Source organism: Mycobacterium hackensackense, assembly GCF_025822555.1.
Lineage (GTDB): Bacteria > Actinomycetota > Actinomycetes > Mycobacteriales > Mycobacteriaceae > Mycobacterium > Mycobacterium fluoranthenivorans.
This window is the reverse complement of the sequence record NZ_JACKUC010000030.1, coordinates 1,655,042-1,678,769: the sequence shown is the minus strand read 5'-3', so window position 1 is coordinate 1,678,769 and position 23,728 is coordinate 1,655,042. Positions and strand designations below refer to the sequence as shown.

Below are 23,728 nucleotides of genomic sequence, written 5' to 3'. Positions count from 1 at the left end.
CTGCGCTTGTCGCCGAAGTCAGCCGGAGCGCTGCACCCGCACCTTGATGTTCTTCATGATCGGCTGGTCGCTCTGCGTGCTGTAATCGCCGATGGCGCACAGCACGTTCATCTCCGGCATATAGCCGGCGGCGTTCCCTCGGGGAATGCTGTACGGAATGGCCTTGTACCGGCGTAGCGATCGCGTGCTCCCGTCACGTGCGGTGGCCACGATATCGACCTCGTCGAACTCCCGAATCCCCCGATCGGCCATGTCCTCGGCGTTCATGAAGACTAGCGTGCGCAAATTCTTCACACCGCGGTAGCGGTCATTGTCGGAGTAGACGGTGGTGTTCCACTGATCGTGCGACCGCAGTGTCGCAAGGACGAGGCTGTCGTCGGCGACACTGTCGTCGGGTAGCGGGGGCGACCAGAATTCGGCCTTGCCCGAAGGAGTCAGGAAGACGAGTTCGCGGGCCGGCTGCTTGATCCGGAACCCCAGCGGCAGGCGGACCCGCCGGTTGAAGTCCTCGAATCCGTCGAGCACCCTGGCCATCGTGTCGCGGATCCGGTCGTAATCCTCGACGTACCACTGCCACGGTGTGGCGCTGCCGGGCAGGGCTGCCGCGGCAATACCCGCGATGATGGCCGGCTCCGACATCAGCTCCGGGGATGCGGGCGTCTTCATTCCGCGCGACAGGTGCACCATGCTCATCGAATCCTCCACCGAGCAGGACTGCACGCCTGAGCGCTGGTGGTCCTTCTCGGTCCGGCCGAGGCAGGGCAGGATCAGGGCGCGGCGGCCGTGGACGACGTGGCTGCGGTTCAGTTTGGTACTGACCTGCACGGTGAGTTCGCATTTCCGGAGCCCGGCATAGGTGTATTCGGTGTCGGGTGCGGCGGCGGCGAAGTTGCCGCCCATACCCACGAACACCTTCAGCGCGCCGCTGTGCATGGCCTCGATGGTCCTGACGGTGTCCAGGCCGTGTGCGCGGGGCGGGTCGATCTTGCAGACCTCGGCCAGCCTGTCCAGGAAGTCCTCGGTGGGTCGGTGATCGATACCGCAGGTGCGGTTGCCCTGCACATTGCTGTGACCGCGCACCGGCGACGGCCCCGCGCCTTCCCGGCCCAGATTGCCCCGCAGCAGCAGCAGGTTGACGATTTCGCGGACGGTGTCGACGCCGTGTTCGTGCTGGGTGACACCCAGGCACCAGCTGATGATGCTGCGGTCGGCATCCCGGTAGATCTTTGCGGCACTGCGGATATCACGCTCGGTCACCCCGGATTTCCGCTCGATCTCGTCCCATGGGGTGGCTTCGACCACGCTGCGGTACTGCTCGAAACCGGCGGTGAAGCGTTCGATGAATTCGATGTCGAGCGCCTTGGGGTCGGTCTTCGACTGTTCCAGAACGACTTTGGCGATGCCACGGATCAGGGCCAGATCGCCACCGATCCTGGGTTGCAGGTTCAAGGTGCTGGTCTTGGTCGATCTGAAGGTCGCCATCCGCAGGAGGTCGTGCGGGATGATGGTCCTGGTGGCGCCGCCCTCGACGAGCGGGTTGATGTGCACGATCTGCGCGCCGCGGCGATAGGCCTCCGACAGCGCGGTCAACATCCGGGGCGCGTTGGACGCGGCGTTGACCCCGAGAATGAACAGGGCGTCGGCCGTCTCCCAGTCCGCGAGGTCCACGGTGCCCTTACCGGTGCCCAGCGCGGCCTGCATCGCGCGCCCGCTCGCCTCGTGACACATGTTCGAACAGTCCGGAAGATTGTTGGTCCCCAGCTCGCGGGCCATTAGCTGGTAGAGAAAAGTCGCTTCGTTCCCGAGTCGGCCCGAGGTGTAGTACGCGGCCTGATTCGGGTCGTCGAGATCGGCAAGGGCCCCGCCGACCAAGGCGAATGCCTCCGCCCAGCCGATCGGCTCATAGTGGTCGGTATCCGGGTTGTAGACCATCGGTTCGGTCAGCCGGCCCTGGTCTTCCAGCGCGAAGTCGCTCCAGCCCGCCAGCTCGGAGACCGTATGTGCGGCAAAGAACTCCGGACCGCAACGCTTGTGCGTCATCTCCCACGTGACGTGTTTGATGCCGTTCTCGCAAATGTCGAGCTTGAGGCCCTTGAGGTCATCGGGCCACGCACAGCCGGGGCAGTCGAACCCACCGTTCTCGTGATTCATCTTCATGATGGCCCGGGGTCCGTCGAACGGCTCACGTTCACGGGCCAGGAACTTGGTGACGCTGACGGCCGCTCCCCACCCGGCGGCCGGGTGGTGATACGGATGGAACTCCGGGCGGTGCCGGTCGCTGTCGTCGGTGCCTCGGTCGGTCATGATCTCAGTCTGCTCGACGTGAAGCGCCGACGCCTACCAACACCGATAACTCTCGACCCGCCCCGCACCGCTCAGCGGTACCAGTCCGGCAGGTCAACCGGCCGAAGATCGGTGGGGTCACCTGGCCGCGTCAGCGTCAGGACGGCGCGCACGATGGTGGGCCGCGACTGCAGTTCGTCGGCGATGGCGTTGAGCCGGGCGGCGACGTTGGATTCGGCCGCATCGCCGACCAGGTCCACGGCGGCCACCAGGTAGATCCGGTCCGCGCCTACCCATTCCATGTGCAGGTAGCTGACCCGCTCGACATCGTGGTGGTCGAGCAGACCTTGCAGCGCCGTGTTGCGGGCCAGCGGGGTGACGGCTTCACCCGTCAGGAAGTCCATGTTGCGACCGATGAGGAAGAGCGCGACCCCACCCAACAGGATGCCGACCAGGATGGAGCCGACGGCATCCCAGACCGCGTTCCCGGTGAGCTGATGGGCCAGGATGCCGGCGGAAGCGAGGACGATCCCGATCAACGCCGAGAGGTCTTCCGCGAACACCGACCGCAGCATCGGGTTCGACATGACCCGGACATAGCGCAGCGGGTGAATCCGGCGCTGTGCCGCACCGGATCTGGTCTGGTTCAAGGCCTGCAGGAACGAGGTGCCCTCCAGCACGAAAGACACCCCCAGCACCGCATACGCCCAGACATAGGACGTCGCTTCTGCCTCACCGCCCAGTGACTGCACCCCGTGCCAGATCGACACCGCGGCCCCGACACTGAACAGTCCGAAGGCCGCGAACATCGACCAGATGTAACCGGCCCGGCCGTAGCCGAGCCGGTGCTCGGCATCCGGCGGCTTCTCCGACCTGCGAGTCCCGATCAGCAGGAACACCTCGTTGCCGGTGTCGGCCCAGGAATGCGCCGCCTCGGCCAGCATCGACGCCGATCCGGTCACGCTCGCCACCGCTGTTTTGGCCACGGCGATAAGCACATTCGCACCGAGCGCGATGATGACGATCAGCAAGCTCTGGTTCTGCGCTGCGTCGTCCCCAGAATTGCCCATGCCTGCACCCTAGAGCGGCGAACCCGGGCGACGCAGGCCGCGACGTTCCGACCCGGCGATAAAGCCTTCTCTGGACAACTCGGTCAGCCGAGCTCGTAGCCCTCCCGCGAGACCTTGAAATAGTGGCCGGTGTAGGTGTCGCTGCAGGTGATCCCGGTGGTCTTGCTGTAGCAGACCAGGGTGCCGTCGGAGAGGGACGTCCCGTAGGCCAACGTCTGTTCGGGTGCGGGCATCGACTGGCCGTAGCAGGCGAAGCGGGCCGGCAGTGCCTGCTCCAGCCGCAATCTGCTACCCCAGTCGAGGTGGCAGTCGTCGGGCCGGGGCGGAGCAGTCCAGTACTTCTGCGCGATGGCACAGGTGACGGACACGGCTCCGTTGGGGTCGTGCCCCATGTAACAGGTGATATTGGACGAGGGCGACTGGAATGCCGCCTGTGCGGTTGCGGGAATCGCGAATGCCGCGACGGCAGTGGCCGCGGTGACGGCGACCGCCGCCTTGACGATGGTGTGCATCGCTGGTCCTTTGTCCGGGAGCCCCGAATGGGCTGTTGAGACAAAGAATGGGCGCGGCGCCTTGATGGAATCTTGGGGTGGAACCTTGGCGCCGCGCCCCTATTCGTGCCGGGTCAGAGACGTTCGATGATGGTGACGTTCGCCGTGCCGCCACCCTCACACATCGTCTGTAGCCCGTAGCGGCCGCCGGTGCGTTCCAACGTGTTCAGCATGGTGGCGAACAGTTTGGCTCCGGTGGCGCCGAGCGGATGACCGAGGGCGATGGCGCCGCCACTCGGGTTCACCTTCGCCGGGTCTACGCCGGTTTCTTTGATCCAGGCCTGAACCACCGGCGCGAACGCCTCGTTGATCTCGACGGTGTCGATGTCCTCGATCGACAGGCCGGTCTTCTCCAGGGCGTAATGGGTGGCCGGGATCGGGCCGGTGAGCATGTACACCGGATCGGCGCCCCGGGCACTGATGTGGTGGATACGGGCGCGTGGCTTGAGGCCGTGCGTCTTCACCGCATCTTCCGACGCGAGCAGTACAGCACTGGCACCATCCGAGATCTGGCTGGCCATCGCCGCGGTGAGGCGACCGCCCTCGACGAGGGTCTTGAGGCCGGCCATCTTCTCCAGCGAGGTGTCTCGCGGACCCTCATCGGTGACGAACCCGACGCCGTCGACCTGGACGCCGATGATCTCGTTCTCGAAGTACCCGGCGCGAATGGCTTCCTGCGCACGCTGGTGACTGGTGAGGGCGTACTGCTCCATATCCTCCCGCGAGAGGTTCCACTTCTCGGCGATCATCTCGGAGCCGCGGAACTGCGAGATCTCCTGGTCGCCGTACCGGTGCAGCCAGCTCTTGGACTCATTGGTGGGAGAGGTGAAACCGAACTGCTCGCCGACGATCATCGCGGAGCTGATCGGGATCTGGCTCATGTTCTGCATACCGCCGGCCACGATCACGTCCGCCGTGCCCGACATGATCGCCTGTGCGCCGAAGGAGATGGCCTGCTGGGACGAGCCGCACTGGCGGTCGACGGTCACGCCGGGCACCTCTTCGGGGTAGCCGGCGGCCAGCCATGACAGCCGGGCGATGTTGCCGGCCTGGCCTCCGATGGCATCCACGCAGCCGGCGATCACATCGTCGACCGCGCTGGGGTCCAGATCGGTGCGCTCGAAAAGCCCGCGCCAGGCGGCGGCACCCAGGTCGACCGGGTGCACTCCGGACAGCGATCCTCCACGCTTGCCGATCGCAGTGCGAACGGCATCGATGACGTACGCCTCAGCCATTACTGATCTCCTTCTTTCGTGATGCCGCCAAGAACGATGGCGAGGTACTGGCGGCCGACTTCCTCGGCCGTGAGAGGTCCTCCCGGTTGGTACCAGCGGACCGATACCCAGGTGGTGTCGCGGATGAAGCGGTAGACCAGGTCGACGTCGAGATCGGGCCGGAACGATCCGTCGGCGATGCCCTGGTTCAGCAGGTCCAGCCACATGTTGCGCTGTTCACGGTTACGTTTGTCGACGAAGGCGAACTGCGGCAGCGATGACAAGCGTTTGGCCTCGTCCTGATAGATGACGACCTGCGCGTGCCGGTGCTCGATGGCCTCGAAGGAGGTCAGGAACAGCCCCTTGAGGCGCTCCAGCGGGCTGGCCTCGGTGGCCGCAATCTGTTCATACTTGGCGAACAGCCAGTCCAGGAAGTCCCGCAGCACCTCTTCGACCATCTGTTCTTTGGACTTGAAGTGGTGGTACAGGCTGCCCGACAGGATGCCCGCGGAGTCGGCGATATCGCGGACGGTGGTCGCCTTCAGGCCGCGCTCCGCGAACATCGTGGCAGCGAGCTCGAGGAGCTCGTCACGCCTGCTCGCCGGCTGCCCGGGCGGTTCCGTCGCCATCATCGAAGCATAGCAACCAAGCGCTTGCTAGGTCGAATATGTGATAGATGACATGGGGTCCGCATCGAGTCCCTAGTCTTCATTCGGTGGAGCACGATCCAAGCAGACTCGAAGTCAGTACAAGTCCGCCTGGTCAGCGACTGCCAGTTCGTAAGCGACTGACGCGCCGCACCAAGATCGTCCTAGCCGCAGACCTTGCGATCCTGATAATCGCGCTGGCGATATCCCTGGCTTGGATCGCCTTACGGCAGGAAGAGTCGGCCGACCGCGCAGCGGGCATTGAAGCGACCGCGGAGACCACGTCGTCCACCCCGGAACCATCACCGCCATTCCAGTCGGCTCAAGGCATCACGTGGATCACGGCCGCTTGTGGCAGCCCAACGATGCTGGACGACAACCGAGCCAACACGCTACTTCCACAGTCCACCGACTGGGGCATCTGCATGGGAACGCCGGGGGCTCTGCCAGTGCTTGCCGGGGTGTACGACCAGAGTTCCAAGTTGAAAGACGACCTGGCGGCATTGAGCCCTCACTACCACCACGCGGTGCGTACTGACGACACGGGCATGTCGTGGATTTTCGTGACAGAAGGTGACGCGTCCACCCTTGCTGGACTCGACCGGTACGGATTTCGCATCGATTGACATCGGCCCTTTTGACGCGCAGCCTCGCTCGCGAACAGAGGTAATCTGTCTGTAGCTAAGGGGGAGCGATGATTGTTGATCCAGATCTGCTACGTATGGGGGCTGCGTTCTCGCAGAGCGCCGGGACTATCGCACAGAGGGGTGCCGCCAAGCTCAGTGAGGCAGCAATCCCATCGCATATATTCGGCGATCTCGATGCGGCGCGAGATTTTTATCGCGAGCTCTCCAACACCCACGAAGCCCACGTGAACACTTTGCAGAGCTTCCGCCAAGAGTTTGATTCACTCGCCGACCGTGCTGTCACCGCGGCGACAGCGTTTTCTACTCAGGACGACACGGGCGCATCCTCGATAGACAGCGCCGCGAACCTCCTTTAGTTTCGTGCCTTTACAACTAAAACACCTGAACGTCGGGGAGCTGATCGGCGCAGCAGGTGGTGACCCGTGGCAGCTGGACAGGGCACTTGACGGCGGCTCCCCCGGCGAGATCAGCGAACTCGCGTCCGCTTTCTATGAAGCGGGTGTGTGCACAAGGGAAACCAGCGAGGAGTTCAACACAGCCAAGCAGAGGTTTGAGTCAGCGTGGGATCGTCAGGACGGCGGAGCGCACCCGATCAATGATTCAGCCGAAGTGCAACGCGCGACTGACTCGCTTCACCTCACCAAGGAACAGATGTCGAGAATAGGCGTTGAGCTGCAAACTATCTCGGCTGCACTGTCGGAAAGCCAGAGAAGCGGGAAGGTCTCCATAAGTAACCTAGAAGCTAGGCTGGAACAACTCGACGACCAAATCGATGCGAGAATCGCGGTAGCCGCGGCCGACGGCCGTACTGCGGATTGGTCAGATCTGAAGGCAGCCGCAATCGATGCCACCGCCAATTCGCTACATGAGATGCAAGCCATTCACGATGCCTACGGAAGTGCACTGGACAAAGCCACCCAAGCCATGTCGGCAGACGGTTATCACGCAGATCCCACGTCAGACATCGATGGACAGGGCGAGGAACGGAATTATGGGCAGGCGGAAGCACAGAAGTACGGCGAAGCGGAACGCGCCGCAGACCAGGAATTGGTGAACTCTCCTGGCGGCTGGACACCTGAAAAACAGGCCGCAGCAGGTCGATTGCGCGACTACGCCACCATCAATGATCCAACGTCCAGCGTTGACGAAACACGTTACGCAGGGGAACGACTGAACGACTACGAAACCTCACGTTCAACGGGCCCACTGCCGATCGATCCCGTTCTCGGCGGCGACGCGCGCACCCGCGCCCAACGACGACTTGAGATGCAGCAGAAACTTGAACAAGGCTTGCTGGGTTCGGCCGGCATGACACCAGATCAAGCCACCGAACTCTTGGACAGTTCGGAAAGGCAAGCGCGCGAACTGGTCATCACCCGCGTGCAAGAACAACTCCAACAGGCAGGTATGTCGCCGCAAGGAGCTGCCCAAGTCGCTACGGAAATGTCGCATGGAATCATTCCCAAAGAATTGGTCGAGGGTGCGTCCGCGGCGGGTAAGCCGATATCCGGACTCAAAGAGGCATTTGACCGCACTGGCGAATCGCTGCCGACAGGTAGCCATTGGAACGAATCAGTGGTCACCTACTCAGCTCACGATGTAGAAGCCCTGAAAGCCGTTGGCAGCAAGCTCGGCGTTGCAGGCAATCTGATTGACCTGGGTGTCGGGCTGTACGACATCCAGCACGGTGTCCCCGTGGGGCAGGTTGCTGCAAAGACCGGCGGAGGGATGGCCGGCGCCTGGGCGTTGGGCGCCCTGGGTGCAGAAATAGGTGCACCCGCCGGCCCGCCTGGTGTCTTTATCGGATCTGTCACCTTGGGCACGATTGGCGCCATTTACGGCGAGGACGCCGGCGATCAGCTCTACAACTGGCTGGCCGGCAAATGACAAGTGACGTCAGTCTCGTCGTCGCGTTTGTCGGCATGGCTGCAATGGCACTAGCGCCGCGCGGCAACCTCTCCGCAGGACGGCTCCTCTACTGGGCGGGAGCACTGATCACCTGCGTCGCGTCGTATTTCGTCGCCGCACCACAGGGCTGGAAGTCAGCCACTGGCGCTGCCGTATTCGTCTTCGGCGCAGTCACCTTCATCGCCTACGCGTACACGCCCTTTCTCAAGATCAAAGGCCGTCGCGCATCGTTCTACAGCGACCGTCCGCAGCCTTATGGCGCAGCTGTCACGGCCGCCAAGTCCTGGTGGAGGGCGCTGGTGGCCCTGATCATCCTCATGTTCGGCGTCCTGCCCTACCTCACCGGAGAGGGCAATCCTTGGTTGGCTGCCGGGGCGCCCGTCGCCATCATCGTCATCGGTGCGATCTTCGGCCATCGAGACGCAGTACTCGATGCGGGAATCGCGTCAGGACAACGCCTTCAGCTCGTCCTTGCCGCCGTCGTCACCGTGGGCGTTTTCGCCGTTGCCTACTTTTGTGGTTACTACGGAAGCCGACACTGGGCCTCAACTCATCGAGACCACGGCCGACACACTCGGTAGTAGGTCCCCACTCAGGCCGCTGTCGCGCCCGCCGCCGCACCGGTCACCGTGACACTCACCGCGGTCGCACCGTCATCCGCGGCAATGACGAGCTTCGCGTCATTGGCAGCCGAGACGACGTGCCCGCCGACGACGCTCACCTGGTAGCCGTTCGGGAACTGCACCGCCGGGACCGAGATTGTCGTCTGCGCGCCGGCCGCGAAGGTGCCCGAGCCATCGGCTTTGGCCGTGGAGTAGCTGAACGCGAAAGTGCCGTCGGCGTAGGACCATGACTTCGGGGTGCCCGAGACCGCCTGCGGGTAGGGCGCGGACAGGATGCCCAAGTTGCCGGTGTTGACGTTGTCACCGGTCGGCGGCAGCGCCGGGTCGTAGACGAGCGCCTCACCGTCATGCGTTCCACTGGTGGTGATATCACCCTTGCCGGTGTAGGCCCACACCGACCAGCTCATCAGGTAGCTGTCGCCGGCTCGCATCTGTTTGGTCAGATCACCCTTTGCGCTGGTGGCCCCGAACTCGTTCATGAAGGCCGGGATCCCGTGTTGAGCCGCGTAGTTGTGGGCACCCCGGGCCAGCGCCTTGGCGATGTACCCGCACAGCGCGGACAGGCTCGACCCTCCGCAGTAATCATGAAATGCCAGAACGGTATTCGGGTCGCTCACGGTGCCGAGGCTGGTGGGGAACCCGAGGATGTCCAGTATTTCGGACACCGCTGGATTGGCCGGCTCGATATACACCGGAGTGGTCGGGTCGACGGCCCGGATCGCCGAGATGACCTGGTTGTAGAACGGGGTCAACTGCTGGTATCCAAAGAACGGGCTTCCGAGCAGGGTTGGCAGCCAGGAGAATCCAGGGAACGGCTCGTTCATGATGTCGTAGCCGATCACGGCGGTGTTGCCGGAAAAATAGCTCGCGACGTTCTCCCACATCTGCGCGTAGGCATCCTGCAGACCCAGCCCCGTCGGTGACTCGGCGTTGTTCCAGAACTGGGTCCAGGCATGGTTCATCGCGAGATTCAGGTAGTAGCTGCCCGGAAAGCCGAAGTTCTGGTTGGGCAGTCCACCGGTCTGTGTCGCCCATTCCGGGGCGCCCTCCCCGGCGAAGGTGCTGCTGTAGAGATCCTGGTGCATGTCGAGCAGGGTGTAGATGCCGTGGTCGGCCAGCATCTGCACCGTCTGCGACAGCGACGCCAGGTACTCCGTGTCGTAGACACCGGGCCGAGGCTCGACCGCCGCCCAGATGACGCCGAGGCGTACCACGTTGAACCCGTTTGCCGCGAGGAACTGCGCGTCGTCCTCGCTGAAACCGCTGGCGGCCGGCTCAAAGGGTGCCAGCTTGTAGACCTCGTTGACGCCGTGCAGGATGACGACCTGCCCATCGCTGTTGGTGATCCACGTCCCCGTGATGGACAAGCCGGTACCGCCCGCGGTGACCGCGACGGTGCCGGAGGCACCGAAATGTCCTACCTCACCGTGTGTTCCGAGCAGACCTGCATTTCCACCGGCCCCACCGAGTGCGGGCAGACCGGTCGGGTCACCCCCGACACCGCTGTCGCCGGCGTCGCCACCGTCGCCGCCGCTGCCCAGCAACCGCGCGCCGTCGCCACCGTTTCCGCCACGACCGCCGTCCACGCCGTCGCCGCCCTGCCCCCCAGCCCCACCGATCCCGAACAGCAGTCCGGCCCCGTCACCGCCCGCACCGCCGGCGCCACCGGTGGTTGCCGCCCCACCCTGGCCGCCGCCACCACCGATCCCCATCAGCTGGCCACCGGTCCCCCCTTGGCCACCTGCCGCCCCGGCTCCGCCCGCTCCGCCCATGCCGCCGTCGCCGACCAACCCAGCCCTGCCACCCGCGCCACCGGCCTGCCCGGCCACGGTGCTGGTCCAGCCGGCGCCGCCATCGCCGAACAGCCAGCCGCCGGCACCACCGTCGGGGTGTTCGGCGGTCCCCGCCGCTCCGTCACCGATCACATACGATCCGGCCAGTCTGTTGATGGTGCCGTTGACCTGGTACCCGAGTTCGGTGCCGATCCAGGCTTCGGCCACGGTGTGCACCGGCGTGTAGACGAAGTGCTGGAACAATCCGGCCGGCGACTTGGGAATCGGGCCGGTGGCGACGACCTGCACCGCGTGCACGGCGGCCGCCGTGACGGTGCTGACACCGTTGATGATCACCCGGACCTCGCGCGCGACACCGGCGACGACCGACTGGATCAGTCCGACGACCGCGGGCGCCTTGGGCGTCGCGGTAGCGCCGGCCGCCGCGAGCGGAGCCGCATAGGCGGACACCTTCTGGGCCACAGACTCTTTGGCGGCAGGTGCAGCGGTCACCGCGACCGTGGCCGAGGCCGCTTTCGTCGCCGACTCGGAGGTCGGGGTGGCCGCCGGGGTCACCGTCGGGATTGCGGTCGCCACTGCCGCGCGGCGCCGGTGCGCGGGCTTTTCCGCGGGGGGCTCCGGGTCGGCGGTGGTGCCTGCCGTGGTGGTCGCCGACTCGCGAGTCGCGGTGACGCGGGTCTTCTTCTTGCGCTTGGTGGTCGCGGCAGGCTTGGCCGAATTCTCTTCGGCGGCTTCCTCGGTGGGCGCCTTGGTCTCAGCGGGTTCGTGCGTGGTGGGTTTCGGCTCGTTGGTGCTCGCCGAGGACGTGCCGGCGTCCGAACCGGACGGGGTGTCGGCCGCAGCCACGCCCGCGCCTGCGAGCATGGCCGCCGAGACACCCGCCGTCACGAGGCCCGCACCCATCCACGCCGATAGCTGTTGCATGAAATCGGACGCTAACCCACAAATTCACAGAAATCTGCGGAATCGCCACCGGGTGGAGAAAGCTACGCGCGCTGGCTCGACACCGAGATGATCTCGCCGGTGAGGTAGCTGGAGTAGTCGCTGGCCAGGAAGGCGATGGTGGTGGCGATCTCCCACGGTTCGGCTGCCCGGCCGAAGGCCTCGTCGCCGGCGAGACGGTCGAGCAACTCCGCCGACGACGTCTTCTCCAGGAACTTGTGCCGGGCGATACTCGGGGACACCGCGTTGATGCGCACCCCGTACTCGACGGCTTCGATTGCACTGCAACGGGTCAGCGCCATCACGCCGGCCTTGGCGGCGGCATAGTGCGACTGCGAATGCTGGGCACGCCAGCCCAGCACACTGGCGTTGTTCACGATCACCCCGCCATGCTCAACCCCGCGGAAGTACCGCAGCGCGGCGCGGGTGGCCCGCATCACCGAGGTCAGCGTGACGTTGAGGACGCGGTCCCATTCGTCGTCGGTCATCTCGATGACCGGGGTCTGTCCGCCGAGGCCGGCGTTGTTCACCAACACGTCGATCCGCCCGGCCTTCTCCACGGCACCGGCGATCAAGGCGTCGACGGCGTCGGTGGAGGTGACGTCGCAGACCACGGAGTCCACCTTGCCCAGGCCCAGTCCAGCCAACTCCTCGCGGGTCTCGTTGAGGCGGCGTTCGTGGAAGTCGGAGATGACGACGTCGGCGCCCTCCAGCAGAGCCCGGCGCGCCGTCGTCGATCCGATTCCGGTGCCGGCGGCGGCGGTCACCAGGACCACCTTGCCCTTCAGAAGTCCATGTCCGTCAATCTCTTTGGGTACTGCTGAGAGGTCCGTCATCCTTTGGCTTCCCTGGGTAGGCCGAGCACCCGCTCGGCGATGATGTTGCGCTGGATCTCGTTGGAGCCGCCGTAGATGGTGTCCGAGCGCGAGAACAGGTACAGCCGCTGCCATTCGTCGAACTCACCATTGTCAAGGGTCAGTCCGGCGACACCCTGCACGTCCATGGCGATCTCGCCGAGCTCGCGATGCCAGTTGGCCCACAACAACTTCGACACATTGTCCTGGCCGGGCTGCTCAACATCCATGGTGGCCAGCGCGTAGGACCGCATGGCCTTCAGGCCGGTCCAGGACCGGGTGAGACGCTCTCGGATCAGCGGGTCGTCAGCCGCGCCGGTGCGCTTGGCCAGCTCGACGAGATTCGAATGCTCACGGGCGTAGCGAATCTGCTGCCCCAGGGTGGACACGCCACGCTCGAAGGTCAGGGTGCCCATGGCCACTCGCCACCCGTCGCCGGGCTGCCCGACGACCAGCGAGGCGTCGGTGCGGGCGTCGTCGAAGAACACCTCGTTGAACTCGGAGTCGCCGGTGAGCTGGATGATCGGACGGATCTCGACGCCGGGCTGCTGCAGCGGCACCAGCAGGTAGGACAGTCCGGCGTGCCGCTTGGAGCCCTTCTCGCTGCGGGCCACCACGAAGCACCATTGCGCCCAGTGCGCCAGTGAGGTCCACACCTTCTGGCCATTGATCACCCACTCGTCGCCCACAAGTTCGGCCGACGTCGACACGTTGGCCAGGTCACTGCCGGCGCCGGGTTCGGAGTAACCCTGGCTCCAGAGTTCGGTGACGTCGAGGATCTTGGGCAGGAACCGTGCCTGCTGTTCAGGGGTGCCGAACGCGATCAGCGTGGGCCCGAGCAGTTCCTCACCGAAGTGGTTCACCTTGTCGGGGGCATCGGCCTTGGCGTACTCCTCGTAGAAGGCGACCCGGTGCGCGACGGTCAGACCGCGGCCGCCGTGTTCCTCGGGCCAGCCCAGGCAGGTCAGTCCTGCCGCGGCCAGATGCTGATTCCACGCCCGGCGTTCTTCGAATGCCTCGTGCTCGCGACCGGGGCCACCGAGGCCCTTCAGCGCCGCGTATTCGCCGACGAGATTATCGGCGAGCCATTGCCGGACCTCGGCCCGGAAGTCCTCGACCTCTATCACCCTTGTAGGCTAACCTACCAAGCACTTGCTTTGTTAGAGGAGCGTCAATGACGAGCGTGAAGCGGACCGTTCCAGCGGTGCTGGACCGGATTGCCGTACAGCTGTCCGAGCATGACGCCCTGGTCACGCCGGATAAACGCCTCACCTACGGGCAGCTGCGCACCGAAGTCCGCCAGGCCGCTGCGGCGATCGTCGACCTCGGTGTGGCCCCAGGTGACCCGGTGGCGATCTGGTCCCCCAACACGTGGCACTGGGTGGTCGCCGCGCTGGCCACCCACTACGCCGGCGCCGTCGTCGTGCCGCTGAACACGAGATACACCGCCAGCGAGGCCACCGACATCCTGGCCCGCACCGAGGCTCCCCTGCTGATCGCGGCCGGCAGATTCCTCGGCGCGGACCGCACCGAACAGCTCGACAGGGACGCGCTGCCGGCGCTGCGCCACATCGTGCGGGTGCCCATCGAGGAACAGGACGGAACCTGGGACGAGTTCGTGGCCCGCGGCACCGATCTGGCCGAGGTCGACGCACGGGCCGCCGCGGTGCAGCCCGACGATGTGTCCGACATTCTCTTCACCTCCGGCACCACCGGACGCAGCAAGGGTGTGCGGTGTGCACACCGGCAGTCGTTGGACGCGTCGGCCGCCTGGGCCGCGTGCGGTGAGGTCACCAGCGCCGACCGCTATCTGTGTATCAACCCGTTCTTCCACAACTTCGGGTTCAAGGCCGGCATCCTCGCCTGCCTGCAAACCGGCGCCACCCTCATTCCACAGCTGACCTTCGACCCGGAACTGGCGATGAAAACCGTTGCCGAGCAGAAGATCACCGTGCTGCCCGGACCGCCGACGATCTACCAGATGCTGCTGGACCACCCGAACCGCGACCGGTACGACCTGAACTCACTGCGGTTCGCGGTGACCGGCGCGGCGGTGGTGCCGGTGGTGCTCATCGAACGGATGCAGTCGGAGCTCGATATCGACATCGTGCTCACCGCCTACGGCCTCACCGAGGCCAGCGGATTCGGCACCATGTGCCGGGCCTACGACGACGCCGTCACCGTGGCCACCACGTGCGGTCGGCCGATCGCGGATTTCGAACTGCGCATCGACGACTCCGGCGAGGTGCTGCTGCGTGGCCCGAATGTGATGCTGGGCTACCTCGACGACCCGGAGGCCACCGCGGCCGCCATCGATTCCGACGGCTGGTTGCACACCGGCGATATCGGCACCGTGGACGACGCGGGCAATCTGACCATCACCGACCGGCTCAAGGACATGTACATCTGCGGCGGATTCAACGTGTACCCCGCCGAGATCGAGCAGGTGCTCGCCCGGCTGAACGGTATCGCCGATTCCGCGGTGATCGGGGTTCCCGACGACCGGCTCGGCGAAGTCGGCAAGGCATTCGTGGTGGTCAAGCCCGGAGCCCAGCTCGACGAGGCGGCGGTGATCGCCCATGCGCGTGAGCATCTGGCGAACTTCAAGGTGCCCCGTTCGGTGGTGTTCCTCGACGTTCTGCCGCGTAACCCAGGAGGCAAAGTGGTCAAACCACAGCTGCGAGAGATGATCTAATGGATCTGAAATTCGACGACGACAGCGAAGAGTTCCGCGCGGAGGTCCGCGAGTTTCTCGCTGCGCACCGGGATTCCTTCCCCACCAAGTCCTACGACACGCTCGAGGGTTTCGAGCAGCACCGACGCTGGGACAAGATCCTGTTCGACGCGGGACTGTCGGTGATCGCCTGGCCGAAGAAGTACGGCGGCCGCGACGCCACCCTGCTGCACTGGGTGGTGTTCGAGGAGGAGTACTTCCGCGCCGGCGCGCCCGGCCGGGCCAGCGCCAACGGCACCTCCATGCTGGCCCCCACCCTGTTCGCGCATGGCACGCCGGAACAGCTGGATCGTGTGCTGCCGAAAATGGCCAGTGGCGAGGAGATCTGGGCCCAAGCCTGGTCGGAGCCCGAGTCCGGCAGCGATCTGGCCTCCCTGCGGTCCACCGCCACCAAGGTCGACGGCGGCTGGAAGCTCAACGGGCAGAAGATCTGGAGCTCGCGGGCGCCGTTCGGCGAGCGCGGCTTCGGCCTGTTCCGGTCCGACCCGGAAGCACAACGGCACAAGGGCCTGACGTACTTCATGTTCGATCTGAAGGCCGAGGGCATCACCGTGCGACCCATCGCCCAGCTCGGCGGTGACACCGGCTTCGGCGAGATCTTCCTCGACGACGTGTTCGTGCCCGACGAGGACGTCATCGGCGGTGTCCACGACGGCTGGCGCGCGGCCATGAGCACGTCTAGCAATGAGCGCGGGATGTCGCTGCGCAGCCCGGCGCGCTTCCTCGCGCCCGCGGAACGACTTGTCGCGCAGTGGAAGTCCGATCCCGATCCGGTGTTCACCGACCGGGTGGCCGACGCGTGGATCAAGGCTCAGGCCTACCGGCTACACACCTTCGGCACCGTCACCCGGCTGGCCGGCGGCGGTGAGCTGGGTGCGGAGTCGTCGGTGACCAAGGTGTTCTGGTCCGAATTGGACGTCGCACTGCACCAGACCGCCCTCGACATGCAGGGCGCAGACGCCGAGATCGTGGACCACTGGACCGAGGGGCTGCTCTTCGCCCTCGGTGGCCCGATCTATGCGGGCACCAATGAGATCCAGCGCAACATCATTGCCGAGCGATTACTGGGCCTGCCGCGTGAGATTTCTGGGGGGAAGCCGAAGTGAACTTCGAGATCGACGATCAGCAGCGCGATTTCGCGTCCAGTATCGATGCCGCACTGAGTGCCGCCGATGTGCCCGCCGCCGTGCGCGCCTGGGCCGCCGGTGACACCGCCGCGGGTCGCAAGGTGTGGGCCCAGCTGGCCGACCTCGGGGTCACGGCGCTGGTGGTGCCGGAGAAGTTCGACGGCATCGACGCGCACCCGGTGGATCTGGTGGTCGCCCTGGAACGCCTCGGTTACTGGGCGGTCCCCGGACCGGTCACCGAATCCATTGCCGTGGCGCCGATTCTGCTCGCCGGCCTGGAGGAGTGGGGCGAGCGGTCCGCACAACTCGCGTCGGGCGAGCTGATCGCCACCGTCGCACTGCCGCCGTCGGTGCCGCGCGCGGTGAATGCCGACGTGGCCGGGCTGACCCTGCTGGCCACCGACGGGCAGGTCGCCGAGGCCGGTATCGACCTTCAGGGGGGCGCGGCTCACGAGTCCGTGGACCCGACCCGGACGCTGTTCGACGTCACCGCCGCCGGCCCGTCGCAGGCCGCGGACACCGCCCGCGCGTATGAGTTCGGCGTGCTGGCCACCGCTGCCCAGCTGGTCGGCGCGGGCCAGGCCATGCTCGACCAGTCCGTCGAGTACGCCAAGCAGCGCACCCAGTTCGGCCGGATCATCGGCTCCTATCAGGCGCTCAAACACAAGCTGGCCGACGTACACATCGCCGTCGAGCTGGCCCGCCCGCTGGTGTACGGCGCGGCGCTGGCCCTGGCCGAGGGTTCGCCGGACACCGCACGCGATATCAGCGCAGCCAAGGTGGCCGCGGCCGACGCCGCACTGCTGGCCGCACGCTCGTCGCTGCAGACCCACGGCGCCATCGGCTTCACCCAGGAACACGACCTGTCGCTGCTGCTGCTGCGGGTACAGGCGCTGCGCTCGGCCTGGGGCGATCCCACCCTGCACCGACGCCGACTGCTGGAGGCTTTGTAAGACCATGAGTGAAGAACGCGAACTGCTGCGCGACACCGTCGCCGCACTGGTCGAGAAGCACGCCGGCCCCGAAGCCGTACGCGCGGCGATGGCCTCCGAACAGGGCTATGACGCGTCGCTGTGGAAGCTGCTGTGCGAGCAGGTCGGCGCGGCCGCGCTGGTGGTTCCCGAAGAACTCGGCGGCGCCGGCGGCGAACTCGCCGACGCCGCGGTGGTGCTGGAGGAACTGGCCCGCAATCTGGTGCCCACGCCGCTGCTCGGTACCACGCTCGCCGAGCTGGCCTTGCTCGCCGTCGACGCGCCGGAGCATGAGGAAGCACTTACCGGGCTCCTTGAGGGCACCTCGATCGGCGCGGTGGTGTTCGACCCCGAGTTCGTGGTCAACGGCGATATCGCGGACGTGGTCATCGCGGCGGACGGAGAGCACCTGACACGCTGGGACACTTTCACCGCCCACGCCAAGCCCACCATGGACCTGACCCGTCGGCTGTCGGCGGTCACCCCCGGCGAGACGACCGTCCTCGGTGCCGATCCCGGCCTGGCCGATATCGCCGCCCTGCTGGTGGCGGCCGAGCAGATCGGTGCGGCGGCAAGGGCTCTCGACCTCACCGTGGCCTACACGAAGGACCGGGTGCAGTTCGGCCGCCCGATCGGTAGCTTCCAGGCGCTCAAGCACCGGATGTCCGACCTGTACGTGAAGGTGTCCGCCGCCCGGGCCGTCGTCAACGATGCGATCGCCGAACCGTCGCCCGTGTCCGCGGCGCTGGCTCGGGTGCTGGCCAGCGAGGCACTGTCCGCGGTGACCGCCGAGGCCGTCCAGATGCACGGCGGTATCGCGATCACCTGGGAGCACGACATCCAGCTGTATTTCAAGCGGGCGCACGGCAGCGCGCAGCTGCTGGGTCCCCCGCGCGACCATCTGCGCCGGCTCGAAGCAGAGGTGTTCTAGACCTGCTGTCCGCCGCGCACCACAGTGCGGATCAGCGGTACGCCCGGCCGGTAGGCCAGGTGGATGTACGACGGCGCGTCGAGGCAGACGAAGTCGGCGCGCTTCCCCGGCGCCAGCACTCCGATATCGTCGCGCCGCAGCGCCGCCGCGCCACCGGCGGTGGCCGCCCAGAGCGCCTCTGCGGGAGTGAACTTCATATCCCGGACCCCTACGGCGATGCAGAACGGCATGCTCGTGGTGAACGAGCTGCCGGGGTTGCAATCGGTGGCGATGGCCACCGTCACGCCGGCCTCGATCATCCGGCGGGCGTCCGGCCACGGCGCCCGCGTGCTGAATTCCGCGCCGGGTAGCAGCGTGGCGACCGTATCGCCGGCGGCCATCGCCTCGATATCCGCGTCGGTGACGAAGGTGCAGTGGTCCACCGAAGCGGCACCCATCTGCACCGCCATCTGGATCCCACCACTGGGACCGAGTTGACCGGCGTGCACCCGCAACTGCAGACCGGCCGCCCTGCCCGCCGTCAGGATGGCGCGCGACTCGTCGACGTCGAAAGCCCCGCGGTCACAGAACACATCGATCCAGCGGGCGTGCGGTGCGCAGGCCTGCAGCATCGGACCTGTCACCAGCTCGACATAGGCATCGCGGTTGTCGCGGTACTCCGCAGGGACCACGTGGGCACCGAGAAAGGTGGTCTCGCTGGTGAATTCGCGCGCGACGACCAGCGAGCGGCTCTCGTCGGCGACGTTGAGGCCGTACCCGCTCTTGGATTCGAAGGTCGTGACGCCGGCCGCCAGGAGCTCACCGGCCAGCCGGCTCACTCCCGCGGTCAGCGTCGCGGTGTCGGCCTGGCGGGTCGCCGCCACCGTTGTCGCGATTCCGCCCGCCGCGTACGGCAGACCAGCCATCCTGGCGGCGAATTCCGCCGAGCGCTCACCGGCGAACACCAGGTGCGCATGGCTGTCGACGAAACCGGGGATGACACCGACCCCGCCGCAGTCGACGCGCTGCGTCGCCGCGGGGGCATCGCCCCGGCGGCCGACCCAGGCGATGACCTCACCCTCGACGAGGATGGCGCCGTCGCTGATGACACCCAGCGCAGTTCCGTCGCCCTGCGCGGGGTCGTTGGTGACCAGTTCGGCGATCCCGTCATACAGGGTGCTCATAGGCACACCAGCAGGTCGTCGATCGCCGAACCCAATTCGGCGGCGGCGTCGACACGCAGATGCCTGCGCTCGGCCACCACGACCCGGCCGTCGATCACGACATCGGTGACATCGCCCGCCGTTGCCGCGAACACGATGTTCTCCGGAGTCGCGCCGCCACCTGCCGTGCGCACCGAATTCAGGTCCACGGCAACGAAATCCGCACGCGCGCCGACCTGGATCGAACCAGCATCGGTCCAGCCCAGTGTGTGTTGCCCACCGACAGTCGCGGCCTGTAACAACCTGGAAGCATCGATGATGCCGCGCTGCCTACGGGCCAGTCGCTCATCCAGTTCGACCGCCCGGGCCTCTTCGAACAGGTCGATCACGGCGTGGCTGTCCGAACCGAGGCTGAACAGTCCGCGGGTGCCGAGCAGTGCGGGCGCCGGACCGATCCCGTCGCCCAGATCCCGTTCGGTGGTAGGACAGAAGCACACCCCGGTGGCCGTGGCATCGAGGTCCGCGAGGTCATTGTCGGTGACATGGGTGGCGTGTACCGCGGTCGTGCGGGGGCCGAGCACGCCGGCATCCTTCAGCACGGCGGTCGGGGTACGCCCGTGCACTGACAGGCACTGCTCGACCTCGGCCTGCTGCTCGGACGAGTGCACGTGCAGCGGAGCGTGATTCGCGGCGGCCCAGTCGACCACCGCGGGCATGTGTTCGACCGGAACACCCCGCACCGAGTGCAGCGCCGCACCGATCAGCAGACCGCTCCGTCCGTGCGCCTGGGCACGCAGGGCTTCCACCCGTTCGGCCCACCCTTCGCCACTGCCGTCGCCGAAGCGCAGCTGCGGACCGTCCTGTAGTGGTGCGCCGTCGGGAGCCGAACTGAGATAGCAGGTGTCCAGCAGGGTCAGCCGCAGGCCGGCATCGGCTGCACCGTCGATCAGGGCGTGTCCCATCGCGTTCGGATCCCCATAGCGCCGGCCGCCGGTGTCGTGATGCAGGTAGTGGAATTCCCCGACAGAGGTGATCCCGGCGAGCGTCATCTCGGCGTAGACCGCCCGCGACAACGCCCGGTACCGGTCCGGGTCCAGCCGGTCGGCGGCCCGGTACATCAGGTCACGCCAGGTCCAGAACGATCCGCGGTCCCGCTGGGTGCCGGCCCGCAGCGCACGGTGAAACGCGTGTGAGTGCGCGTTTCCCATACCAGGGATCACCAAGCCGTACAGCCGATTCGGCACCCGGAGCGCCGGCGTTCCCGGTTGTACCGAACTGATCCGGCCGTTGTCGACGGTGATCACCACACCCGTGTCCACGGTGTCCCCGCCGAGCCAGGCGTGCTCACACCACCAGGTCTCGGTCACGACGAGATCCAGTCGGCCATCACATCGGCGAGCGCCTCCGCGCCCTCGTTGCAATCGTCCATCTCCGCGTGTTCGGCCGGCGAGTGCGAGACACCGGTCGGATTGCGTACGAACAACATTGCCGTGGGAACCTGAGCCGACAGGATGCCGGCGTCATGGCCGGCTGCGGTGGGCAGCACCGGGATTTCTCCGAGTCGGCCCAGGGCCTTCGTCAGGCGTGCCCGCGGACCTTCCGGGAATTCGACGATGGGCGTGATCGATTCGGCAACCACCTGCAGCCCGACCGAGTCGAGGGTGGCGTGCCGGTGGGCTTCGGCAGAGATCGCCTCGACCAGGGCCGTCAAGGTCGCCTCGTCTGCGGCCCTGGCGTCCAGCCAGGCGCGGATCTGCGACGGGATGGCATTGGCCCCGTTGGGGGATACCAGCACCTTACCGAAGGTCGCCACCGCCTGGTGGGCCTGCGCCTGCGCGCGGGCGGTGTGCACCGACGAGGCGAACGCCAGCATCGGATCGCGGCGATCGACCAGCCGGGTGGCGCCGGCATGGTTGGCCTCACCGTCGAACGTGAACTCCCACCGGCCGTGGGGCCAGATCGAGGACGCCACCGCGACGGGGGCGTCGATGAGGTCCAGCGCACGGCCCTGCTCGACGTGCAGTTCGACGAACACGCCGACCCGTTCGGCCAGGTGCCGGTCCGGCCCGAGCTGGTTCGGGTCACGTGCGGCCCGAACCAGGGCCTCCGCCAAGGTGATTCCGTCGATATCGCGCAGCCCACGGGCCCGGTCCGCGGTCAGTGCCCCGGTGGACAGTTGCGATCCGACACACGCCACCCCGAACCTGGCACCCTCCTCATCGGAGAATGCGGCCACCCCGACCGGGATGGCGGGCACCACACCGCGCTCCCGCACGATATCGATGGCGGCGAAGGCCGATACGACACCCAGCGGCCCGTCGAAGGCACCGCCGTCGGGCACCGAGTCCAGATGCGAGCCCGTCACGAACGCGTCGCGCGGGTCTCCCGACCATCCCGGCGGCATCCACCATGCCCACAGGTTGCCGTTGCGGTCCACCTCGACCTCCATGCCGCGGCGTTCCGCCTCACCCACGAACCATTCCCGCAACGTGAAATCCGCGTCGCTCCAGGCGAACCGGCGATAGCCGCCATTTGCCGGGTTACGGCCGACGTCGAGGATCGCCGGCCACAACGTATCGAAGGTGCTCGTCTGTCGGTTCGCTCCGCGAGCGTCGCTCACGCGTCCTCCCACATCGGAATACGGACCCCGCGGTCACGAGCCACCTCGGCCGCGTGCTCATAGCCGGCGTCGACGTGCCGGATGACGCCCATCCCGGGATCGTTGGTGAGCACCCTGGCCAGCTTCTGGGCGGCCAGGTCGGTACCGTCGGCGACACACACCTGCCCGGCATGGATGGATCGGCCCATACCCACCCCGCCACCGTGGTGGATCGACACCCAGGACGCACCGGATGCGGTGTTCACCAGCGCGTTGAGAAGCGGCCAGTCGGCGATCGCGTCGGAACCGTCGAGCATGGACTCGGTTTCTCGGTACGGCGAGGCGACCGAGCCGGAGTCCAGATGATCGCGCCCGATGACCAGCGGCGCGGACAGTTCACCGGAGGCGACCATCTCGTTGAACTTCAGACCGGCCCGGTGCCGCTCGCCATAGCCCAGCCAGCAGATGCGCGCAGGCAGTCCCTCGAAGGCCACCCGCTCGCCGGCCATGGTGATCCACCGGCGCAGATGGTCGTTCTCGGGGAACAGTTCCAATATGGCTCGGTCGGTCGCGGCGATATCGGCGGGATCACCCGACAACGCGGCCCAGCGGAACGGACCGAGGCCCTCTTCGAACTGCGGCCGGATATAGGCCGGCACGAAACCGGGAAAGTCGAACGCGCGCCCGTAACCCGCCTTTCTGGCCTCGTCACGGATCGAGTTCCCGTAGTCGAAGACCTCCGCGCCGCGGTCCATGAAACCGACCATGGCCTCGACATGCTTGGCCATCGAGAGTTCGGCCTGCTCGGTGAAGTAGGCGGGATCCTTGTCCGCCATCTTCTTCATATCCTCGATGTCGATACCGATGGGAAGGTAGGACAGCGGATCGTGGGCCGAGGTCTGATCGGTGACGATGTCGATCGGGGCCTCGCGTCGCAACAGTTCGGGGAACACCTCGGCGGCATTGCCGACAAGACCGATCGACAGCGCCCGCTTGGCATCCCGCGACTCGACGGCCAGCTTGAGCGCCTCGTCGATATCGGCCGCCTTGGTGTCCAGGTAGCGGTGCGCGATACGCCGGTCGATCCGGGTCTCGTCACAGTCCACGCAGATGGCCACCCCGTCGTTCATGGTGACCGCCAGCGGCTGGGCGCCACCCATGCCGCCCACCCCGGCGGTCAGGGTGATGGTGCCGGCCAGCGTGCCGCCGAACCGCTTGCGCGCGACGGCGCCGAAGGTTTCGAACGTGCCCTGCAGGATGCCCTGGGTGCCGATGTAGATCCACGAGCCGGCCGTCATCTGGCCGTACATCATCAGGCCTTCGGCTTCCAGCTTGCGGAACTGCTCCCAGTTGGCCCAGTCGCCGACCAGGTTCGAATTCGCCAGCAGCACGCGGGGAGACCAGACATTGGTCCGGAACACGCCGACCGGCTTTCCGGACTGGATGAGCATGGTCTCGTCGTCTTCGAGCGAGCGCAGGGTACGCACGATCGCGTCGAAGGCCTCCCAGCTGCGGGCCGCACGTCCGGTGCCGCCGTAGACGACGAGATCGTCGGGATGTTCGGCCACCTCGGGGTCGAGGTTGTTCATCAGCATGCGCAGGGCGGCTTCCTGTTGCCACCCCTTACAGGAGATCTCGGTCCCGCGCGCGGCACGGACGGGCCGCGGACCCGCGGTCACAGAATCGGTCATG

At 66.5% G+C, this 23,728-nt stretch carries 20 protein-coding genes; 8 read left to right on the top strand and 12 right to left on the bottom strand.

From position 1 onward, the window contains the following. Window positions 1-18 precede the first annotated feature (18 nt). The 5 genes from H7J86_RS17560 to kstR2 form a co-directional block, all read right to left on the bottom strand. A complete protein-coding gene (locus H7J86_RS17560) occupies window positions 19-2,304 on the bottom strand; it encodes an FdhF/YdeP family oxidoreductase (RefSeq protein ID WP_267292345.1) in 2,286 nt (761 codons plus the stop codon). A gap of 71 nt (window positions 2,305-2,375) precedes the next feature. Continuing rightward, window positions 2,376-3,353 carry a cation diffusion facilitator family transporter gene (locus H7J86_RS17555; RefSeq protein WP_267292343.1) on the bottom strand — a complete coding sequence of 326 codons (978 nt, stop codon included), beginning with the start codon at window positions 3,351-3,353 and terminating at the stop codon, window positions 2,376-2,378. Window positions 3,354-3,436: 83 nt separating this feature from the next. Continuing rightward, complete coding sequence (locus tag H7J86_RS17550; RefSeq protein ID WP_090354234.1) at window positions 3,437-3,865, bottom strand: DUF6636 domain-containing protein; 429 nt, start codon at window positions 3,863-3,865, stop codon at window positions 3,437-3,439. Between the two features lie 113 nt (window positions 3,866-3,978). Continuing rightward, window positions 3,979-5,139 carry a steroid 3-ketoacyl-CoA thiolase FadA6 gene (gene fadA6, locus H7J86_RS17545; RefSeq protein ID WP_267292341.1) on the bottom strand — a complete coding sequence of 387 codons (1,161 nt, stop codon included), beginning with the start codon at window positions 5,137-5,139 and terminating at the stop codon, window positions 3,979-3,981. Continuing rightward, complete coding sequence (gene kstR2, locus H7J86_RS17540; RefSeq protein WP_090354231.1) at window positions 5,139-5,747, bottom strand: TetR family transcriptional regulator KstR2; 609 nt, start codon at window positions 5,745-5,747, stop codon at window positions 5,139-5,141. Before kstR2 ends, fadA6 begins: the two co-directional genes overlap by 1 nt. Window positions 5,748-5,833: 86 nt before the next feature. On the opposite strand from kstR2, the gene H7J86_RS17535 reads away from it, so the two are divergent. The 4 genes from H7J86_RS17535 to H7J86_RS17520 all read left to right on the top strand — a co-directional run bounded on the left by H7J86_RS17535 (window position 5,834) and on the right by H7J86_RS17520 (window position 8,901). Further along, the gene (locus tag H7J86_RS17535; RefSeq protein ID WP_267292339.1) at window positions 5,834-6,391 is read left to right on the top strand and encodes a hypothetical protein; all 558 of its coding nucleotides are present in this window, start codon (window positions 5,834-5,836) and stop codon (window positions 6,389-6,391) included. Between the two features lie 68 nt (window positions 6,392-6,459). Continuing rightward, window positions 6,460-6,768: a DUF2563 family protein gene (locus tag H7J86_RS17530; protein ID WP_267292337.1), complete on the top strand. Its 309-nt coding sequence runs from the start codon at window positions 6,460-6,462 to the stop codon at window positions 6,766-6,768. A gap of 4 nt (window positions 6,769-6,772) precedes the next feature. Further along, window positions 6,773-8,299, top strand: a complete 1,527-nt coding sequence (locus H7J86_RS17525) for a putative alpha/beta hydrolase (RefSeq protein ID WP_267292335.1) — start codon at window positions 6,773-6,775, stop codon at window positions 8,297-8,299. Then, window positions 8,296-8,901, top strand: a complete 606-nt coding sequence (locus H7J86_RS17520) for a hypothetical protein (RefSeq protein ID WP_267292333.1) — start codon at window positions 8,296-8,298, stop codon at window positions 8,899-8,901. The genes H7J86_RS17525 and H7J86_RS17520 overlap by 4 nt, the downstream gene beginning before the upstream one ends. Window positions 8,902-8,912: 11 nt before the next feature. Here the strand turns inward: H7J86_RS17520 and H7J86_RS17515 are convergent, their stop codons facing one another. From H7J86_RS17515 to ipdE1, 3 genes are all read right to left on the bottom strand, one after another. Further along, window positions 8,913-11,660 carry a cellulase family glycosylhydrolase gene (locus H7J86_RS17515; RefSeq protein WP_267292330.1) on the bottom strand — a complete coding sequence of 916 codons (2,748 nt, stop codon included), beginning with the start codon at window positions 11,658-11,660 and terminating at the stop codon, window positions 8,913-8,915. 62 nt (window positions 11,661-11,722) lie between these two features. Continuing rightward, a complete protein-coding gene (ipdF, locus tag H7J86_RS17510; RefSeq protein ID WP_267292328.1) occupies window positions 11,723-12,514 on the bottom strand; it encodes a (5R,7aS)-5-hydroxy-7a-methyl-1-oxo-2,3,5,6,7,7a-hexahydro-1H-indene-carboxyl-CoA reductase in 792 nt (263 codons plus the stop codon). Next, window positions 12,511-13,659, bottom strand: coding sequence for an acyl-CoA dehydrogenase IpdE1 (gene ipdE1, locus H7J86_RS17505; protein ID WP_267292326.1), 1,149 nt, complete (start codon window positions 13,657-13,659; stop codon window positions 12,511-12,513). Before ipdE1 ends, ipdF begins: the two co-directional genes overlap by 4 nt. Before the next feature lie 47 nt (window positions 13,660-13,706). Here ipdE1 and fadD3 point away from each other — a divergent pair, with 47 nt between their 5' ends. The 4 genes from fadD3 to ipdE2 are packed head-to-tail and all read left to right on the top strand — an operon-like array spanning window position 13,707 to window position 18,295. After that, window positions 13,707-15,227 carry a 3-((3aS,4S,7aS)-7a-methyl-1,5-dioxo-octahydro-1H-inden-4-yl)propanoate--CoA ligase FadD3 gene (gene fadD3, locus H7J86_RS17500; protein ID WP_267292324.1) on the top strand — a complete coding sequence of 507 codons (1,521 nt, stop codon included), beginning with the start codon at window positions 13,707-13,709 and terminating at the stop codon, window positions 15,225-15,227. Next, window positions 15,227-16,372, top strand: a complete 1,146-nt coding sequence (locus H7J86_RS17495; RefSeq protein WP_267292322.1) for an acyl-CoA dehydrogenase family protein — start codon at window positions 15,227-15,229, stop codon at window positions 16,370-16,372. Before fadD3 ends, H7J86_RS17495 begins: the two co-directional genes overlap by 1 nt. Then, on the top strand, window positions 16,369-17,346 hold the full coding sequence (locus H7J86_RS17490; RefSeq protein ID WP_267292320.1) for an acyl-CoA dehydrogenase family protein: 978 nt from the start codon (window positions 16,369-16,371) through the stop codon (window positions 17,344-17,346). Before H7J86_RS17495 ends, H7J86_RS17490 begins: the two co-directional genes overlap by 4 nt. A 4-nt stretch (window positions 17,347-17,350) precedes the next feature. Then, window positions 17,351-18,295: an acyl-CoA dehydrogenase IpdE2 gene (ipdE2, locus tag H7J86_RS17485; protein WP_267292318.1), complete on the top strand. Its 945-nt coding sequence runs from the start codon at window positions 17,351-17,353 to the stop codon at window positions 18,293-18,295. On the opposite strand, the gene hutI is transcribed toward ipdE2, so the two are convergent. The 4 genes from hutI to hutU are packed head-to-tail and all read right to left on the bottom strand — an operon-like array spanning window position 18,292 to window position 23,727. Continuing rightward, window positions 18,292-19,458 (bottom strand): imidazolonepropionase, encoded by a 1,167-nt coding sequence (gene hutI, locus H7J86_RS17480; protein WP_267292316.1) that lies wholly within the window; start codon window positions 19,456-19,458, stop codon window positions 18,292-18,294. The two genes, ipdE2 and hutI, sit on opposite strands and share 4 nt — an antisense overlap. Continuing rightward, window positions 19,455-20,804: a formimidoylglutamate deiminase gene (locus tag H7J86_RS17475; RefSeq protein WP_267292314.1), complete on the bottom strand. Its 1,350-nt coding sequence runs from the start codon at window positions 20,802-20,804 to the stop codon at window positions 19,455-19,457. The genes hutI and H7J86_RS17475 overlap by 4 nt, the downstream gene beginning before the upstream one ends. After that, window positions 20,801-22,057, bottom strand: a complete 1,257-nt coding sequence (locus H7J86_RS17470) for an allantoate amidohydrolase (protein WP_267292312.1) — start codon at window positions 22,055-22,057, stop codon at window positions 20,801-20,803. The genes H7J86_RS17475 and H7J86_RS17470 overlap by 4 nt, the downstream gene beginning before the upstream one ends. Next, window positions 22,054-23,727 (bottom strand): urocanate hydratase, encoded by a 1,674-nt coding sequence (gene hutU, locus H7J86_RS17465; RefSeq protein WP_187097129.1) that lies wholly within the window; start codon window positions 23,725-23,727, stop codon window positions 22,054-22,056. The genes H7J86_RS17470 and hutU overlap by 4 nt, the downstream gene beginning before the upstream one ends. Window position 23,728 lies beyond the last annotated feature (1 nt).

Bases quoted from the DNA above. Each gene is read 5' to 3' on its own strand.
- H7J86_RS17560 (WP_267292345.1), bottom strand. From the start codon at position 2,304: ATGACCGACCGAGGCACCGACGACAGCGACCGGCACCGCCCGGAGTTC.
- H7J86_RS17555 (WP_267292343.1), bottom strand. From the start codon at position 3,353: ATGGGCAATTCTGGGGACGACGCAGCGCAGAACCAGAGCTTGCTGATC.
- H7J86_RS17550 (WP_090354234.1), bottom strand. From the start codon at position 3,865: ATGCACACCATCGTCAAGGCGGCGGTCGCCGTCACCGCGGCCACTGCC.
- fadA6 (WP_267292341.1), bottom strand. From the start codon at position 5,139: ATGGCTGAGGCGTACGTCATCGATGCCGTTCGCACTGCGATCGGCAAG.
- kstR2 (WP_090354231.1), bottom strand. From the start codon at position 5,747: ATGGCGACGGAACCGCCCGGGCAGCCGGCGAGCAGGCGTGACGAGCTC.
- H7J86_RS17530 (WP_267292337.1), top strand. From the start codon at position 6,460: ATGATTGTTGATCCAGATCTGCTACGTATGGGGGCTGCGTTCTCGCAG.
- H7J86_RS17520 (WP_267292333.1), top strand. From the start codon at position 8,296: ATGACAAGTGACGTCAGTCTCGTCGTCGCGTTTGTCGGCATGGCTGCA.
- H7J86_RS17515 (WP_267292330.1), bottom strand. From the start codon at position 11,660: ATGCAACAGCTATCGGCGTGGATGGGTGCGGGCCTCGTGACGGCGGGT.
- ipdF (WP_267292328.1), bottom strand. From the start codon at position 12,514: ATGACGGACCTCTCAGCAGTACCCAAAGAGATTGACGGACATGGACTT.
- fadD3 (WP_267292324.1), top strand. From the start codon at position 13,707: ATGACGAGCGTGAAGCGGACCGTTCCAGCGGTGCTGGACCGGATTGCC.
- H7J86_RS17495 (WP_267292322.1), top strand. From the start codon at position 15,227: ATGGATCTGAAATTCGACGACGACAGCGAAGAGTTCCGCGCGGAGGTC.
- ipdE2 (WP_267292318.1), top strand. From the start codon at position 17,351: ATGAGTGAAGAACGCGAACTGCTGCGCGACACCGTCGCCGCACTGGTC.
- hutI (WP_267292316.1), bottom strand. From the start codon at position 19,458: ATGAGCACCCTGTATGACGGGATCGCCGAACTGGTCACCAACGACCCC.
- hutU (WP_187097129.1), bottom strand. From the start codon at position 23,727: ATGACCGATTCTGTGACCGCGGGTCCGCGGCCCGTCCGTGCCGCGCGC.